Origin of the sequence: Amycolatopsis sp. MEPSY49, assembly GCF_051337345.1 — a bacterium.
In the GTDB taxonomy this organism is placed as follows: Bacteria; Actinomycetota; Actinomycetes; order Mycobacteriales; family Pseudonocardiaceae; genus Amycolatopsis.
Genome location: NZ_JBDLYJ010000001.1, coordinates 540,520 through 556,566 on the forward strand (window position 1 = coordinate 540,520; position 16,047 = coordinate 556,566).

At 72.9% G+C, this 16,047-nt stretch carries 13 protein-coding genes; 7 read left to right on the forward strand and 6 right to left on the reverse strand.

What is annotated here, in order from left to right; genetic code table 11:
• The first annotated feature begins 114 nt into the window (after window positions 1–114).
• From ABFJ78_RS02740 to ABFJ78_RS02755, 4 genes are all read left to right on the forward strand, one after another.
• Window positions 115–984, forward strand: a complete 870-nt coding sequence (locus tag ABFJ78_RS02740) for a ribokinase (protein WP_436383989.1) — start codon at window positions 115–117, stop codon at window positions 982–984.
• A 28-nt stretch (window positions 985–1,012) separates the two neighbouring features.
• On the forward strand, window positions 1,013–1,750 hold the full coding sequence (locus tag ABFJ78_RS02745; RefSeq protein ID WP_436383990.1) for a hypothetical protein: 738 nt from the start codon (window positions 1,013–1,015) through the stop codon (window positions 1,748–1,750).
• Window positions 1,743–3,371 (forward strand): phosphoenolpyruvate--protein phosphotransferase, encoded by a 1,629-nt coding sequence (gene ptsP, locus ABFJ78_RS02750; protein WP_436383992.1) that lies wholly within the window; start codon window positions 1,743–1,745, stop codon window positions 3,369–3,371. The genes ABFJ78_RS02745 and ptsP overlap by 8 nt, the downstream gene beginning before the upstream one ends.
• A 318-nt stretch (window positions 3,372–3,689) precedes the next feature.
• Window positions 3,690–5,099, forward strand: a complete 1,410-nt coding sequence (locus ABFJ78_RS02755; protein WP_436383993.1) for an MFS transporter — start codon at window positions 3,690–3,692, stop codon at window positions 5,097–5,099.
• 68 nt (window positions 5,100–5,167) lie between these two features.
• Here the strand turns inward: ABFJ78_RS02755 and ABFJ78_RS02760 are convergent, their stop codons facing one another.
• Complete coding sequence (locus ABFJ78_RS02760) at window positions 5,168–5,830, reverse strand: DUF1707 SHOCT-like domain-containing protein (protein ID WP_436383994.1); 663 nt, start codon at window positions 5,828–5,830, stop codon at window positions 5,168–5,170.
• Here ABFJ78_RS02760 and ABFJ78_RS02765 point away from each other — a divergent pair.
• Entirely contained in the window at window positions 5,735–6,928 is a 1,194-nt protein-coding gene (locus tag ABFJ78_RS02765) for a hypothetical protein (RefSeq protein ID WP_436383995.1), read from the forward strand. The genes ABFJ78_RS02760 and ABFJ78_RS02765 overlap by 96 nt on opposite strands.
• On the opposite strand, the gene ABFJ78_RS02770 is transcribed toward ABFJ78_RS02765, so the two are convergent.
• From ABFJ78_RS02770 to ABFJ78_RS02780, 3 genes are read right to left on the reverse strand one after another with little or no spacing between them, the layout of a single operon-like run.
• A complete protein-coding gene (locus ABFJ78_RS02770; RefSeq protein ID WP_086675405.1) occupies window positions 6,929–7,588 on the reverse strand; it encodes a response regulator in 660 nt (219 codons plus the stop codon).
• A complete protein-coding gene (macS, locus tag ABFJ78_RS02775) occupies window positions 7,585–8,721 on the reverse strand; it encodes a MacS family sensor histidine kinase (RefSeq protein WP_436383997.1) in 1,137 nt (378 codons plus the stop codon). Before macS ends, ABFJ78_RS02770 begins: the two co-directional genes overlap by 4 nt.
• The gene (locus ABFJ78_RS02780) at window positions 8,718–9,917 is read right to left on the reverse strand and encodes an AI-2E family transporter (RefSeq protein WP_436383998.1); all 1,200 of its coding nucleotides are present in this window, start codon (window positions 9,915–9,917) and stop codon (window positions 8,718–8,720) included. The genes macS and ABFJ78_RS02780 overlap by 4 nt, the downstream gene beginning before the upstream one ends.
• A gap of 234 nt (window positions 9,918–10,151) precedes the next feature.
• Here ABFJ78_RS02780 and ABFJ78_RS02785 point away from each other — a divergent pair, with 234 nt between their 5' ends.
• Window positions 10,152–11,123: a hypothetical protein gene (locus ABFJ78_RS02785; RefSeq protein ID WP_436383999.1), complete on the forward strand. Its 972-nt coding sequence runs from the start codon at window positions 10,152–10,154 to the stop codon at window positions 11,121–11,123.
• Window positions 11,124–11,331: 208 nt separating this feature from the next.
• Window positions 11,332–14,628 (forward strand): beta strand repeat-containing protein, encoded by a 3,297-nt coding sequence (locus ABFJ78_RS02790; protein WP_436384000.1) that lies wholly within the window; start codon window positions 11,332–11,334, stop codon window positions 14,626–14,628.
• 184 nt (window positions 14,629–14,812) lie between these two features.
• On the opposite strand, the gene ABFJ78_RS02795 is transcribed toward ABFJ78_RS02790, so the two are convergent.
• The gene (locus ABFJ78_RS02795; protein ID WP_436384002.1) at window positions 14,813–15,583 is read right to left on the reverse strand and encodes a dioxygenase family protein; all 771 of its coding nucleotides are present in this window, start codon (window positions 15,581–15,583) and stop codon (window positions 14,813–14,815) included.
• 68 nt (window positions 15,584–15,651) lie between these two features.
• Window positions 15,652–16,032, reverse strand: a complete 381-nt coding sequence (locus ABFJ78_RS02800) for a MarR family winged helix-turn-helix transcriptional regulator (protein ID WP_436384004.1) — start codon at window positions 16,030–16,032, stop codon at window positions 15,652–15,654.
• Window positions 16,033–16,047 lie beyond the last annotated feature (15 nt).

The window sequence follows — 16,047 nt, forward strand, 5'->3', positions numbered from 1 at the left end:
ATCCGCTGCTCGCATGATTGTCGCACTCAACGCCGGATAAGTTACAAAAACCTTCACTTTCCTCTTGCGCACCCTTCCCGACCTGGTCGGACGGCTTTCGTGGGACAGTGCGGTATGAACTCGGACGTACTCGTTGTGGGATCCGCCAACGCCGACCTCGTCGTCGCCGTGGACCGGCGGCCGGCGGGTGGCGAAACCGTACTGGGTGGGGACACCGTCCTCTCGCCGGGTGGCAAGGGAGCCAACACGGCGGTCGCGGCCGGGCGGCTCGGGGCGGACGTCGCGCTCCTCGGGGCCGTCGGGGACGATCCCTACGGGCGGCTGCTGCTCGACTCGCTGCGTGCCGCCGGCGTCGACACCGGGCTCGTCCGGACGAGCGATCGGCCGACCGGCATCGCCTACATCACCGTCACTCCCGACGGCGAGAACGCCATCCTCGTCTCGCCCGGCGCCAACTCGAGCCTGGAGCCCGCTGACGTCGACGCCGTCTTCGACGGGGTCGAGATCATGGTCGCGTCGCTTGAAGTACCGCTGCCGACCGTCGAACACGCCGTCGCGCGGGCCGCCGAAAAGGGCGTCAAAGTCCTGCTGAACCTGTCGCCGGCGGCCGAGCTCTCCCCCGAGACGCTCGCCAAGCTCGACGTCCTGCTGGTCAACGAGCACGAAGCCGCCTGGCTGACCGGGCCCGGCGCCGACTTCCGGAAGCTCCTCGGGCTCGGGCCGCGGGCCGCCGTCGTCACGCTCGGGGCGGCCGGTGCCGTCGTGGTGGAAAAGGACGCCACGACCGAGTTGAAATCGCCGGCGGTCGAGGCCGTCGACACCACCGGCGCCGGGGACGCCTTCGCGGGCGCGCTCGCCGCGTCGCTCGCCGACGGCGCGGACCTCGTCGACGCGGCGAAGCGCGCGGTGCGCGTCGCGGCCTTCAGCGTCACGCGGGCCGGCGCGCAGCCGTCCTACCCGACCGCCGCCGACCTGGGGGAATGATCGTCCGACGGCTTGTGTTGCCCATCACATGGGCGATTCGTTCGGTTCGGCCTGGTGGCGCGGCTACGCCGCACAGCTGAGGGCGATCGCGGACGCACGCCGCCCCGACCGGCTCGCGATCATGCCGCTCGACGAAACGCTCAAGGCGCTCGGCAAGCAGACCGAGGTCGACGAAGGCGTGTACGACGTCCCGCTGGAGGGCATCGTCGGCACGGTCGCCCGCGCCGGCGACTTCGACCGCGAGTTCCGGCCGCGCAACCGCGCCCTGCGCGACCGCTGGGACCGGCTGACGCGGACGACCGCCGACCTCCCGCCGGTGCGGCTCGTGCGCCTCTCCGACATGTTCTTCGTCGACGACGGCCACCACCGCGTCGCCATCGCCCGGGCCCGCGGCGCCACGACGATCCGCGCGCGGGTCCGCTGGATCAGCACGGTCGCCTGCGCGCTGCGCTGCCTGACGCTCGCCGACCTGCCGTCGAAGACCGCCGAGCGGATGTTCCTCGAGCGCGTCCCGCTCCCCGACGACGTCCGGCTCGGGCTCTGGCTCGACGACCCGGCCGACTGGTTCCGGCTCGCCGACTCGGCCGAGGCCTGGGGTTTCCGCCGTATGCTGGCCGGACGGCCGGTGCGCAGCCGCGGCGAACTGGCCGAAGCCTGGTGGCACGAGGAGGTCCGGCCGGTGCTCGAACAGGTGCGTCAGCGAGGCTTGTGCCTGCCGCCACGAGATATCCAGACGTATCTGAGCTATGGTCTAGACCATGTCTGACTCTCTGTCCGGGGTCGCCGTCAGCCCCGGCCGTGCCAGTGGTCCCGTCGTCCGCGTCGCGGAGCCGCTCGGTGAGCCCGCCGCCACCCCGGCCCCGGCCGATCCCGCCGCCGAAGCCGCCCGGATCACGCCCGCCGCCGCGGTCGTCGCGGGGCGGCTCGAGAAGCAGGCCGAGACGGCCACCGGCGAGGCCGCGACGATCCTCATCACCACCGCCGCGATGGCGGCCGACCCGGCGCTCGCGGCCCAGGCCGAAACGCTGGTCAAGACGCAGGGGCTGCCCGCCGCGCGTGCCGTCTACCAGGCCGCGGAAGGCTTCGCCGAAGCGCTGGCCGCCGCGGGCGGGTACATGGCCGAGCGCGTCCGCGACGTGCGCGACGTGCGCGACCGGCTGATCGCCGAGCTGCTCGGCATCGCGCCGCCGGGGGTGCCCGAGCTGGCGTCGCCGAGCGTGCTGGTCGCGCGCGACCTCGCCCCGGCCGACACCGCGGGCCTCGACCCGGCCAAGGTGCTCGCCCTGGTCACCGAAGAGGGCGGCCCGACGAGCCACACCGCGATCCTCGCGCGGGCGCTGGGCATCCCGGCCGTCGTCGCGGTGCGCGGCCTGCTGGCCCTGGACGCGCAAGCGCTTGCGGTCGACGGTGACGCGGGCACGGTCGAGGTCGCCGACCCGTCCGCGCCGGTCGTCACGGCGACGGTCGCGCAGCTCGCCGACTGGAACGGCACCGGCGCGACGGCCGACGGCCACCGCGTGAAGGTCTACGGCAACGTCGGTTCCCCGGCTGACGCGCAGGCCGCGGCCGACGCGGGCGCCGAGGGCGTCGGCCTCTTCCGCACCGAGTTCTGCTACCTGGACGCCTCGGACGAGCCGTCGGTCGCCGAGCAGCGCGCCGCGTACACGGCGGTGCTCTCGCCGTTCCGCGGCAAGCCGGTGATCGTGCGGACGCTGGACGCGGGCGCCGACAAGCCGCTGGCGTTCCTCTCGCCGGAAGCCGAGCCGAACCCGGCGCTCGGCGTCCGCGGGCTGCGCGTGGCGTTCGACCGCCCCGAGGTGCTGGACCGGCAGCTCGTGGCGATCGCCGGCGCGGCCGAGGACTCGGGTGCCGAGGTCTCGGTGATGGCCCCGATGGTCGCGACGGTCGAGGAAGCCGCCTGGTTCGCCGAGCGCGTCCGCGCGGCGGGCGTCGCCCGGGCCGGCGTGATGATCGAGATCCCGGCGGCGGCGCTGAGCGCCCGCGAGATCCTCGACGTCGTCGACTTCGTCTCGGTCGGCACGAACGACCTGGCGCAGTACACGTTCGCGGCGGACCGCCAGCTGGGCGCGGTCGCGAAGCTCAACGACCCGTGGCAGCCGGGGCTGCTGCGCCTGCTGAAGCTGATCGGCGACGCGGCCAAGGCCACGGGCAAGCCGGCGGGCGTGTGCGGCGAAGCGGCGGCGGACCCGCGGCTCGCGCTGGTCCTGGCGGGTCTGGGCCTGACGAGCCTGTCGATGAACGCGCCGGCGGTCCGTGCGGTGGGCGCCAGCTTGGCGTCGGCGACCCTTGCGGAATGCGAGGCGCTGGCGGAAGCGGCACTGGCGACCTCGGACCCGGCGGCGGCGCGCGCGGCGGCTCGCCCCTGACCAAGGCGGCCTCCCGACAGCTGCACCGACGACTGCGCGACCGGCGGATTTCGACTCGACCCGCCACTGTCCCGGGGGGCGCCCCCCCACTTTCAGTCTATCGATCGTGACCGACAGTGCCGGACTGTGCGAACCTGGATGCGCCGAGTTGTCCCCAATGCACGAGGGGTGTGGACAACCTGACACAACCGTCGTGAAGGCCGCCTCGACCGCGAGGTGGCCTTCACGGCTTTCCAGCCGAAAACCAAGAGCTGTCGATTTCGGCCGCGCCCGCTCGACGAAGTGGTGAGAGCACCACCGAGCCGAGAGGACGCAGCCATGACCATCACCGCCGAAGCGCCGGGAGCCCCGAGCGGAGCGCCGGCCGAGACGGCGAAGGCCGGGCGCCGGGAGTGGATCGGGCTGGCCGTGCTGGCCCTGCCCACCCTGCTCGTCTCGCTCGACGTCTTCGTACTCGTCCTCGCACTGCCGAAGATCGCCGCCGGGCTGCACGCCGATGGCACCCAGCAGCTGTGGATCATGGACACCTACGGCTTCATGGTCGCCGGGTTCATGGTCACCATGGGGACCCTCGGTGACCGGATCGGGCGGCGGAAGCTGCTGCTCATCGGGGCCGCCGCCTTCGGGCTCGCCTCCATCGGCGCCGCCTTCGCCACCAGCGCGGGGATGCTCATCGCCGCGCGGGCCGTGCTCGGGATTTCCGGTGCCACCCTCGCGCCCTCGACGCTTTCCCTGATCGGGACGCTTTTCAAGAACCCGCAGCAGCGGGCGCAGGCGATCGGGATCTGGGCCGGCTGCTTCACCGTCGGCGCCATCATCGGGCCGATGGTCGGCGGCCTGCTGCTCGAACACTTCTGGTGGGGCTCGGTCTTCCTGCTCGGCGTCCCCGCCATGGTCCTGCTCCTGATCATCGGCCCGAAGCTGCTGCCGGAGTACCGCGACGAGCAGGCCGGCCGGCTCGACCTCCCCAGCGTCTTCCTCTCGCTCGCCGCCATCCTGCCCGCCGTCTACGGCGTCAAGGAGCTCGCCCGCGACGGCTTCCACCCGGTCCCCGCGGCCTCCCTGATCATCGGCCTGGCCGTCGGATACGTCTTCTACAAGCGGCAACGCGCCCTGAAGGACCCGCTCGTCGACTTCAGCCTCTTCGCCGCGAAGGCCTTCCGCACCACGCTCGGCGGGATGCTCCTGTTCAGCATGCTCGGCGGCACCACGATGCTGTCCACCGCGCAGTTCCTGCAGGTCGCGCAGCACCTCTCGCCGGTCGGGGCCGCGCTCGGGCTGCTGCCCGGGATGGCTTCCTCGACCGTCAGCTTCCTCGCCGCGCCGCACCTCGCGCGCCGGGTAAAGACGAACGTCCTCATCGCCGGCGGGGTCGCCCTCGCCGCCGCCGGGATGGCGATCCTCGCGTTCGCCGACCCCGCGGCCGGGCCGGCGTGGCCCGCGCTCGGGTTCGCCGTGACGTCGCTGGGCGTCGGGCCGATGGTCGCGCTCGGGACCGATCTCGTCGTCGGCTCGGTTCCGGAGCGCAAGGCCGGCGCCGCCGCTTCGCTGGCCCAGACCGTCAACGAGTTCGGCTACGCCCTCGGCATCGCGACCGTCGGGACGCTGGGCAACGCCGTCGTCCACGCGCACGGGTTCGCCGCCGGCCTGCACGTCGTCGCCGGGCTCGCCGCCGTCGCGTTCGCCGTCCTCGTCGGCTTCGTCGCGAAGAACCTCCGGGTCGCGTAAGCGAAGGCCTCCCCACCCGATGCCTGGGTGGGGAGGCCTTCTTGACGCCGGGGGCAGAGGGGCCCCGGCTAGCCGAACAACCCGCGCCGCGGGTGCCGGATGACCAGCGAGCCGCCGTGGACCCGGCCGCTCAGCACGAACCGCGGGTTCCCCATGTGCCCGTTGCTGCGCGTCTTGTCCTCCAGCGAACCGAACTTGACGTCGGTGATCGAGTTGACGTCGACCGCCGCGTGCTCCGGGATGATGACCTCGACCGAACCCCACTTGGCGTCCAGCTCGATGTGCACCACCGGCGACTGGACCTGGGCCTCGGTGAAGTCGAGCTTCGTCGAGCCGTACTTGTTCCGCACGACCATCTCCGGCGGCACCACCCACGGCCCGCTGCGGACCAGCGACGAGTACTTCGCGTTCAGCTCGAACCGCCGGCCGGGCGAGAAGCCCGGCGCCGGCGCAGGCGCCGCGTACGACGGCGCGGCGGCCATCGCGGCCGCCGGGTGGTAGAGCCCGGCGAGGTCGGCCAGCACGGCGTTCAGCTCGCCGCGGGTCCGCGACGCCAGCGCGCGGTCGGTGCGCTCGGTGAACTCGTCCAGGTCGATCATCCCGCGGCCGATCGCCTTCTGCAGGACCCCGACGACGTGCTCGCGCTCGTCGTCGGACACCCGGAGATCGCGCTCGCTCAACGGCTTGGTTTCGGTCACCGGTTCCGCCGCCGCGGTCTCTTCCTCGCCCATGCCCATGATGGTAGAACCGGATTTCACCAGGGAGATCGGGGGAAAACCCTGAACGGACCCGTATTCCGCGCCGCTGCCGCCGTCGCGGCCGCTGTCCTGCTGTCCGCGTGCACGAACAAACTCCCGCCGCCGCCGCCGCCGGCGCCGCCGGGTCCGCTGGCGGAACTCTCCGGTGTCCAGGCGACCGGCGGCATCGGCGTCACCGCGCTGCTGCCGACCGTCGCACCCACCCTGTTCGACGCCGACCGCGGCCCGGCGGCCACCCTGCCCGGCTACCCCGGCGGTGACGTCCGGTTCGACGTCGTGCGGGTCGGGAAACACCTCGTCCTGACGGTCCGCCCGCAGTACCCGAAAGGCGTCGAACCCTTCGAGATCCTCGAGTACACCGGGCCGGCGAGCCCGCCGCGCTCCCTCGGCCGCGCCCGGTCGGCGGGTCCGGACGCCGACGGCGAGGGCGTCTGGCTGATCCGGCAGGACGCGCCGGACGACTGCCGCCTCCAGCACGTCTCGTTCACGAACGGCGAGCTCGGCCGCGGCCGGCCCGCCAGCTGCCGCACCGGGGTGCGGGCCGAGACCCGGCACGGCCTGCTGATCACCATCAACGCCGGCGCCGCCGAATCGACCGACGCCCTGATCGAACCGGCGACCGGCCGCACGGTCCGGCAGGCGCCGCGCATCCTCGGCGCCGCCGGCGACTGGCTGCTGCTCGACGGCCTGACCGACCTGACCCTGGTCGACCTGCGGGAGAACAGCAGCAAGAAGCTCAACCGGCCCTCGATCGGCCCGGCACCCACCGTGGTGCCCTCGCGTGAAGGAGCCATCTGGGCGGTCGACTTCGCCAACCACGCCTACCGCGCCACCAGCACGCAGACGCGGGACATCTGGCTGCTCCGCCCGGACGGGCCCACCTGGGACCACGCTCCCGGCATGCCGTTCGTCACCGAGCACCTCCAACGCGGCTTCGACTGGTCGGACGCCGGTGACCTCGTGCTCGCCGACGACGTCCTGGCCGCCTGGCACCCCGGCGAACCGCAGTGGCGGCTGGGTCAGGCCAAGCTGCCGAGGGACACTTGGTCGGGCCTGGCGGTGCTGCCCTGACTATTCCTCGTCGAGGCCGTGCTCGATCGCGTACCGGGCCAGCTCGACGCGGTTGTGCAGCTGCAGCTTCCGCAGCGTCGACTGCACGTGGTTCTCCACCGTCCGGTGCGACAGCACGAGCCGCTCGGCGATCTGCCGCGCGGTCAGCCCCTTCGCGACCAGGCGCAGGACGTCGGTCTCGCGCTCGGTCAGCCGTGGCGGCTCGGCGCCTTCCGCCGGCGCGTCGGCCATCCGGCGGTACTCGCCGAGCACCAGCCCGGCCAAGCCCGCGGTGAACACCGGGTCGCCGGCCGCGGTCCGGTGCACGGCGTCCACCAGCTCCGCCGCGGACGCCGACTTCACCAGGTAGCCGGACGCGCCGGCCTTCACCGCCTCGAGGACGTCCTTGTGCTCGCCGCTCGCCGACAGCACCAGCACCTTCGTCGACGGCAGCGCCGACGTGATCTCGCGGGTCGCGTCCACCCCGGACGTGCTGCCCAGGTTCAGGTCCATCAGCACGACGTCCGGCTGGACGGTCCGCGCGATGCGCAGCGCCGCGTCGGCGTCCGGCGCCGTCGCGCGGACGTCGAAGCCGTGCTCGGTCAGGTCGCGGGCGACCCCGTCGCGCCAGATCGGGTGGTCGTCGACCACCATCACGGAGATCCGCGGCTCGTCGCTCATCTCGCACCCCTCGTGCTCGGCACCCTGACCTCCCACTCCGTGCCCCGGCCGGGCCCGGTGTCGAGGGTCGCGCTCCCGCCGAGGTCGCGGACCCTCCCCCGGATGGATTCCACCACGCCGAGGTGCCCGTCCGCGGCCGCTCGCTCGAGAACGCCGTCCGGAATGCCCGGTCCGTCGTCGCGGACGCTGACCACGACCTCGCCGCCGAGGTCCTCCAGCAGCACCCACGCCCGCGCCTCGGGGCCCGCGTGCTTCTCGACGTTCGAGAGCGCTTCGCGGGTGATGGCCACCAGTTCGTCGGTGACGTGGGCCGGCAGCTCGACGTCGTCCGCCGGGGTCGAGACCTGCACCGACGACGTCGCGAGCAGCTGCAGCGCGGCACGCAGGCTCGCCGTGCCGCGGTCGTTCGGCGTCAGCGGTTCGGTCGTCACGAGCGACCGCAGCGCGATCTCCTGCTCGCCGGCGAGCCTCGCCAGTTCGGCCGCTTCGCCGCCGACTTCGTTGCCGCGCTTGCGGACGCGGGCCAGCACCTGCAGCACGCTGTCGTGGATCGACCGCGCCAGCCGTTCCCGCTCGGCCGTCGCCGCTTCCTTCCGCAGCGCCTGCTCGAGCCGCGCCGCGGACCGGCGGCCCATCGTCGCGGCCATGCCGACCAGCAGCCCGGCCGCGGCGAGCAGGACGCCGTCGCGGGCGACGTCGAGGTCGAACTTCTCCCGCGCCAGCCCGGTCGCCACGCCGACGACCAGCCCGGCCAGCACCCCGCCGCCCGCGCCGAAGCGCGCGCCCGCCGCGACCGGCGGCACGGCCGCCCACACCGTCGTGATCAGCGGGACGTTCAGCGCGAACTGCGCGTCGCTGAGCACCCACGGCGAAGTCAGCAGCAACGCGGTCGTCAGCACCAGGTCGAAGACGACCAGCGCCGGCGGCCGCGTCCGCTCGCGCAGGTAGAGGAAGCTGCTGAGCACCGACCAGACGGCCATCACGCCGAGGATCGTCCAGGCCAGCCACTCGCGCTGGTAGTGCCCGCTCTGGACGATCACGGTGCCGCAGGCGAACGCCCAGGTGAGCACGCGGAACGCGAGCACGCCACGCCACATCGGCGTGATCGGGTCGGGCGTCCGCGTGGTGGTCATTCGTCTTCGTCGCCGCGCGTCGGCACTTCCGCCTTGGGGCTGCCCGGCTCGGCGTCGTTCGGCTGCGCGGCCTGGTCCTTCAGGACGTCCACCTCGGCCGGGTCCGGGTTGGTCTCGTGCAGCAGCGACCGGACGCCGGCGTTGAGCACCGCCAGCAGCGGCACGGCCAGCAGCGCGCCGGCGATCCCGCCCGCGACCAGGCCGGCGGTGATGGCGAGCACCACGGCCAGCGGGTGCAGCTTCACCGCGCGTCCGAGCAGCAGCGGCTGCAGGATATGACTCTCCAGCTGCATCACGCCGATCACGATGGCCAGCACGATCACCGCGCCGATGAACCCGTTCGTCACCAGCGCGATCAGCACCGCGACACCGCCGGTGATGACCGCGCCGATGATCGGGATGAACGCGCCGATGAACACCAGCGTCGCCAGCGGGATCACCAGCGGCACGCCCATGATCCACAGCCCGACGCCGATGCCGACCGCGTCGACCACGGCCACCGCGGCCGTCGCCCGCACGTAGCTGACCAGCGACGCGAACCCGCGGCGCCCGGCGACGTCGACGCGGTTGCGGACCCGGCGGGGCACGGCGCGGACGAGGAACGTCCAGATGCCGTCGCCGCCGCTGAGGAAGAAGATCGTGATGAACAGCGTCAGCAGGAAGCCGGTGAGGATCTCGCCGACGGTGCTCGCCGTCGTCAGCGCGGTCGTCGTGATGGACGCCTGGTTGTTCTGGATGAAGCCGATCGCCTGGTTGATGAAGTCCTGGATCTGCTCCTGGCGCAGGTGCGGTGGGCCGTTGAGCAGCCACTCCTTGATCTGGTTGAGGCTGTCGTTGAGCTGCTGCTGCAGCTGCGGCAGGCCGGAGGAGAACTGCGTGATGACGAACGTCAGCAGCCCGCCCAGCACCGCCAGCCCGGCGACCAGCACGATCGCCGTCGCCAGCCCGCGCGGGAACTTCACCGCCACCAGCTTCTGCACCGCGGGCGCGAGCAGCGCCGACAGCAGCAGGGCGATCGACAGCGGGATGATGACGACGGACAGGTAGCCGATCACCCAGACCACCGCGTACAGCGCGGCGATCACGACGATGAACCGCCACGCCAGCGCCGCGCTGATGCGCAGGCCCCGGGGGATCAGCCCGGTGATGTCCTCGTGCTCCGGCAGGAACGGGTCTTCGCGTCGCGCGTGGCTCACCGGATCACCGTACTGGCAACACCGCCCGATTCGGCCGCTTTCCGCGGGCCGAGTCCGACACGCTCGGCTGCCAGGGGGGATCACCCGGTGTCAGGCCCGGTTGCACGCTGTGTTCTTCACACGATGGGGGCATCAAGTCGTGTCGAGGGTGCGAGCCGCGTCGCGGATTTGGTTAGGTCGCTTCCGCAACGGCAATCGCCGAACGATCACCCGGTTTCGAAGGAGACGCACCAAGTGGTGGACCACGCGACGAACGAGGGGCAGGGCGCCAAGCGCGCCGGCCGGCTCGTGTCGCGTGCGCTGCTCGTGCTCGGTGGCGCCGTGGCCGGCACCGCCGCCGCGTGGCTCGTCTCCGGTGCGACCGCCTCCGCGGACACCGTCGAGGTCGGCACCGCCTCCGTCACCCCGTTCACCGACGCCACGGCCGGCAGCCTCGGCGACGTCAACCACGGCACGGCGAAGCTCGCGGGTGACACCGCCGGCGGCCTCGCCGAAGCGGCGAACTGCCACCAGGACGCGACGACGTGGAGCGAGCCGCAGCGCTCCTGCCACACCGACGCCCGCACCCTCCAGCACGAGGTCTCCGAGCGCGTCAGCGACTCGGTGTCCGACCTCGCCGACGACGCGGTGCTGAGCCCGGTGGAGCGCACCCTCGGCGCGGCCGAGCACATCGCCCGCCAGCCGGAGGACACCCGCCAGGTCCTCGAGGAGACCGTCGCCCCGGCGCCGGCGCAGGACTTCGGCCACCGCGTGTGGCAGCTGCTCGACCCGGCCGGCCGCGACGTCCTGCTCCCCGAGCTCCCGGGCCTCGCCCCGGTCGAGCCGCAGCCGGTGACCTCCGGCGCCGGTCAGGTGGCCCAGCCGGCCGCCGTCACGACCGTCGAACTTCCCGAATCCGTGCGTGCCGCCCTCGCGTTGGCGAAGGCCGCCGCGCACCACGACGGCACCGGTGCCGTGGGCTCGTCCCGCGACGGGCACCGTGACCTGCCGTCCCCGCTGACCCCGGCGCAGCTTCCGGTCGCGCCGTCCGTCCCCACCGCCCCGGGTGGCAGCTCTGCCCCCGGTGGTCACCTCGACGGCCCCAACTTCGGCGTCCCGTTCTGGACGACCGAAGCCGTCGAGTCCGCCGTCGCGGCGATGAGCCGCGCCGGCCTGCGCACCACGATGCGCACCCCGGGCGAGCAGCCCGGTGTCACTCCTGACTGAACACCTCCCTTCACGGGTCGCTGACGCGCCCAAGTCCGTCTTCTGACGACGGCTCCTGCGTCCGCGGATTTCCCGTGACACGGCGGTGCGCCTTTGCGCGCCCGCAGCTGGTCCTTCCCCCTCTGGTGCGGCTCGGACGCCATCCCCTTTTCGACGAGCGCACCTCCACAAGCCCGCAAGGGAACCCGAAATAAAGGAGAAAAACCCCATGCAGACGTGGGCAAAGCGCGGACTCCAGACCGCACTTGTCACGGGTGGGTTGCTGATGCTGGGCACCGGCATCGCCTCGGCTGACGAGAACGTCAACCCCGACACCCCTGCCTCGCCGCTCGACCTGAACGTCACGGTTCCGATCCAGGAAGCCAACAACGCGGTCGGCACCCCCTTCGGCCAGCTGGACCTGCCCGCCGGGCAGACGGAGCTGAGCGCCAAGCCGGTCACCCAGGCGGCGAACCAGGCTGCCCAGCAGCTCGACGAAGCCAGCCCGATCAGCCAGAGCACCCTCGGCGGTGCCACGAAGGCCGACGGCGCGGGCGCGTTCACCCCGAGCCACAACAACCTCAAGGGCAACAAGGTCACGGGCGACGTCGTCGTCCCGATCCAGATCGTGGACAACGCGGTCGGCGTGCTCGGCGACGCGACCGTCCAGGGTGGCAACCACACCCAGACCTGGGACCACAACCAGGACATCGCGACGACCGGCAAGGACTCGAGCCTCGCGGGCAACGCGGTCGCCCTCGACTGGGCGCTCCCCGTCCAGATCGCCGGGAACGGCGGCGGCGTCGCCGGCGGCACCGGCCGCGTGACCGGTGGCTCGGCCAGCCAGAGCGCGACCGAGACCGGCGACGTCGACACGAACGGCGACGGCTCGTCCCTCTCCGGCAACATCGTGGCCGGCCAGTTCGCCACCCCGGTGCAGGTGACCGGCAACGCCGCCTCGTACCTGCTCGGCAACGGCCAGAGCCACGGCTACACGGCCGACACCGTCGCGACCTCCGGCGGCTCGCTGCTCAGCTCCGGCGACCAGGCCAGCGGCTCCGGCAACGTGGTCGGCGCGCCGATCGCCCTGCCGGTCAAGTTCAACTGCAACTCGGGCGCCGTGTGGGGCTCGCTGTCGAACTCCGACGGCTGCAACACCTCGGCCGACGCCACCGCCGGGGACACCCGCGAAGGCAGCCTGGGCATCCCGACCTACCTCGAGACGTCCGGCAACGACTCGTTCCTGTCCGGCAACGGCGGGGCGGCCTCGCTGTCCCCGATCGCGAACGTCGCGGGTGTCGCGGGCTCGTGGATCGGCAACGCCTCGGCGGGCATCCCCGACACCGGCAGTTCCTCCAGCACGGTCGACTCGGGTGGCTTCGTCAAGACCGCCGGCGACGACGCCAGCGGCTCGGGCAACGTCCTGAACCCGTCGGTCGCGCTGCCGGTCGAGGCCTTCGGCATCGGTGGCACCTACATCGGCCAGGCGAACGCGGCGCACGACAACACGACCGACGCCAACGCGGGCAACGGCAGCTACACCAAGGGCAACGGCTCCGTCCTCGGCGGCAACATCGTCAACACCCAGGCCGCGGGCGCGCCCGAGGTCTTCGGCATCGGCGGCAGCCACATCGGCAACGCCTCCGGCTCGGCGACCGAGGACAAGACGGTCACCGCCGGCGCGTACGACGGCACGCAGGGCAACGACTCGTCCGGCTCGGGCAACGTCGTCCAGGTGCCGGTCGGCCTGCCCGCCGAGGTCTTCGGCGTGGGCGGCTCGTTCATCGGCCAGGGCTCCGGCTCGGCCGACGAGACAAAGGTCGTCTCCGGCGGCGGCGGTGGCAGCACGCACGACGACAACGGCTTCCTGAGCTCGAACCTGGGCACCGTGCCGGCGTCGCTGCCGGTGCAGGTCGCCAACATCGGCGGCGCGTTCGTCGGCCAGGGCCACGGCACGGGCTCGACCGACACGACGTCCAACGCGGGCGGCGACGTCACGGCGAACGGCCCCGCCGGCGCCGGCGCCGGCAACATCATCGAGGCCCCGGTCTCGCTCCCGGTGCTGGCCGCCGGCAGCGGTGCCGCCCTCGCGGGCATCGGCACCGGTGAGAACGACAACATCACCGACTCCTCGGCGGGCGGCGACGCCCTCACCGACGGCCAGGACGGTGCGCTGGCCGGCAACATCGTGAAGGCCCCGGTCGCGGGTGTCGCGCAGGTCTTCAGCGACGGTGTCGCGGGTGCGGCCCTGGGTCACGGCCTGGGCACCAGCGACACCACGTCGGAGGCGGGCGGCGACGCCACCACCAACGGTGACGGTGGCGCCGTGGCCGGCAACATCGTCGGCGCGGACGCGCTGCCGGTCGCGCAGGTCTTCGGGGACGCCGTCAGCGCGGCGGGTGTCGCCAGCGGCACCGGGATCAACACGACGTCCGTGGAGAACGCGGGCGACGACACCACCTCGGGTGTCGAGGGCGCCATCTCCGGCAACATCCTCGACATCCCGGCGACGGCGATCGTGCAGCTGTTCGGCGACGCGGTGGCCGTGGGCGGCGTGGCGCACGCCATCGGCGACAACTCGCTGACCACGCAGAACGGTGGCGAGGCCATCACCGAAGGCGACGGGTCCAGCCTGTCGGGCTACAACTTCTACCACGCGTTCGCGCTGCCGGTGCAGATCTTCGGGGTGCCCCTCGAGCTGCTCGGGGTCGCGACCGCGGACGCGACGGACATGACGAGCATCGACGAGGCCGAGGACGCCATCGCGTTCCCGGTCGAGGGCTCCGAGCTGGCCGCCGACGAGCTGCCCTCGCTGGCCGCGCTGCGCAGTGGCCTGCCGACCGCGGGGCTGCCCACCCAGGGCCTGCCCTCGGTGGACGGGCTGACCGGCAAGCTGCCGACCGCGGGGCTGCCCACCCAGGGCCTGCCGTCGCTGGACGGGCTGACCGGCAAGCTGCCGATCGCCGGGCTGCCGACGCAGGGTCTCCCCTCGCTGGAAGGCCTCACCGGCAAGCTGCCCACCCAGGGCCTGCCCTCGGTGGACGGGCTGACCAGCAAGCTGCCGACCGCGGGGCTGCCCACCCAGGGCCTGCCCGCGCTGCCGGTCGCCGCGCCCCTCGGCACCGAGCGGGCCGACCTGCCGACCGGTGGCGGCAACCCGCTGGCCGGGCTGACCAAGCTGGCGCAGCTGCCGGCCGCGGGCGGCCTCGCCGGTGCCCCGGCGCTGCCGAAGGCGGGCCTGCCGACCCCCGCGGCGCTGCCCGTGGTGAACGGCCTGCCCGGCCACACCGAGCGTGCGGACCTGCCGACCGCCGGCCTGCCGGCCGTGCCGACCCTGCCGGTCGCCCTCCCGGTGACCCCGGCGCTGCCCGCGGCCCCGGCCCTGCCGGCCGCCCCGGCCCTGCCGGTGAACGCCAAGCTGCCGGTGCTGGACAGCGCCGCCCCGGCCGCGCAGGTCCCGGCGATGCCGGGCCTGGACTCCACCGGCTTCCTCGCGAAGCTGCTGGGCCTGGTGAAGCGCAAGTAGTCCGGTGACGCCGGGCGGGTCCGGCCAGGACCCGCCCGGCCCCCGAACCCCGGCAGGCGCTCCACCGCGCCGCGAGGTCTCCTCGCACGGAGCGCCTGACGATCGATGGAACGCTCCTTCCCTGGAGACGGCGAGCCCCAGGAACCGATCAGGTTCCTGGGGCTCGTTCGTGTTCGGGGGAAGGTCAGGAGAACTGCAGGGACCGCTTCGCCAGCCCGTGCCAGAAGCCGTCGATCACCGTGCGGCCGGACTTCTCCTCCGCGGTCGCGCCGAGGGAGACGAACAGCGGCGCGAAGTGCTCGATCCGCGGGTGCGCCAGCGCCGCGGCCGGCGCCTTGTGCCGGAAGTCGAGCAGCGCGTCGATGTCACCGCCGCGCACGACCTCGTCGCCCCAGTGGTCGAACTCGGCCGACCACGCGGGCGGCGTCCCGTCGGTGGCGCGGGCCATGCCGCTCAGGTTGTGGGTGAAGAAGCCGCTGCCGATGATCAGCACGCCTTCGTCGCGCAGTGGCGCGAGCTTGCGGCCGAGGTCGAACAGCTCCCGCGGGTCGAGCGAGGGCATCGACACCTGCAGCACCGGCACGTCGGCGTCCGGGTACATCTCGACCAGCGGCACGTAGGCGCCGTGGTCGAGGCCGCGCTCGGGCGCGTCGTGCACCGGAGTGTCTGTCGAGCGGAGCAGCTTCCGCACCTTCTCCGCCAGCTCCGGCGCGCCCGGCGCCGCGTACTTCACCTGGTAGTAGCGCTCGGGGAAGCCCCAGAAGTCGTACACGAGCGGCACGGTCGTGGTGGCCGCGATGGTCAGCGGGGCCTCCTCCCAGTGCGCCGACACGACCAGGATCGCGCGAGGCTTCGGCAGGTCGGCCGACCAGTCGGCGAGCTGGCGGGTCCACGTGGTGTCGTCGGCGAGCGGCGGCGCTCCGTGGCTGAGGTAGAGGACCGGGGTGCGGGTCATCGACGGCTCCAGTGCTTGAAAGTTCAACTACTAGGATACCCGACGCCGTCGTTGTCCGGGATATTCCTCTAGTGGCTTTCTAGGTTCGCCGCGCAGCGCTCCAGAGTGCGGATCGTCGTGCGGTAGTCGTCATCGCTGATGCCGTCGGTCACGGCGGTGCGGAACGCCTGGACGCGCGCTTCGACCCGGGCGTGGGCCTCGCGGCCGGCGTCGGTGAGCTCACCGTTTCCGGCGACCCAGCCCCGGGTCCGGAGGTCGGCCAGGTGGTCGCCGGTCGCACCGAACGGGGCCAGTGCCGCGCCGACCTCCTCCGGCGTGCGGGCGCCGAGGGCGATCGTGTTGAGTACCTGCCAGTGCCGGCGGCTCAGCGACTCCGCGTCGAGGGCCTGGGCCATGGAGGACTCGAGGAGCTCGTGGACGTGGCGCAGGTGCCACCCGAGGGGTTTCATGGGTATTCCGACAAT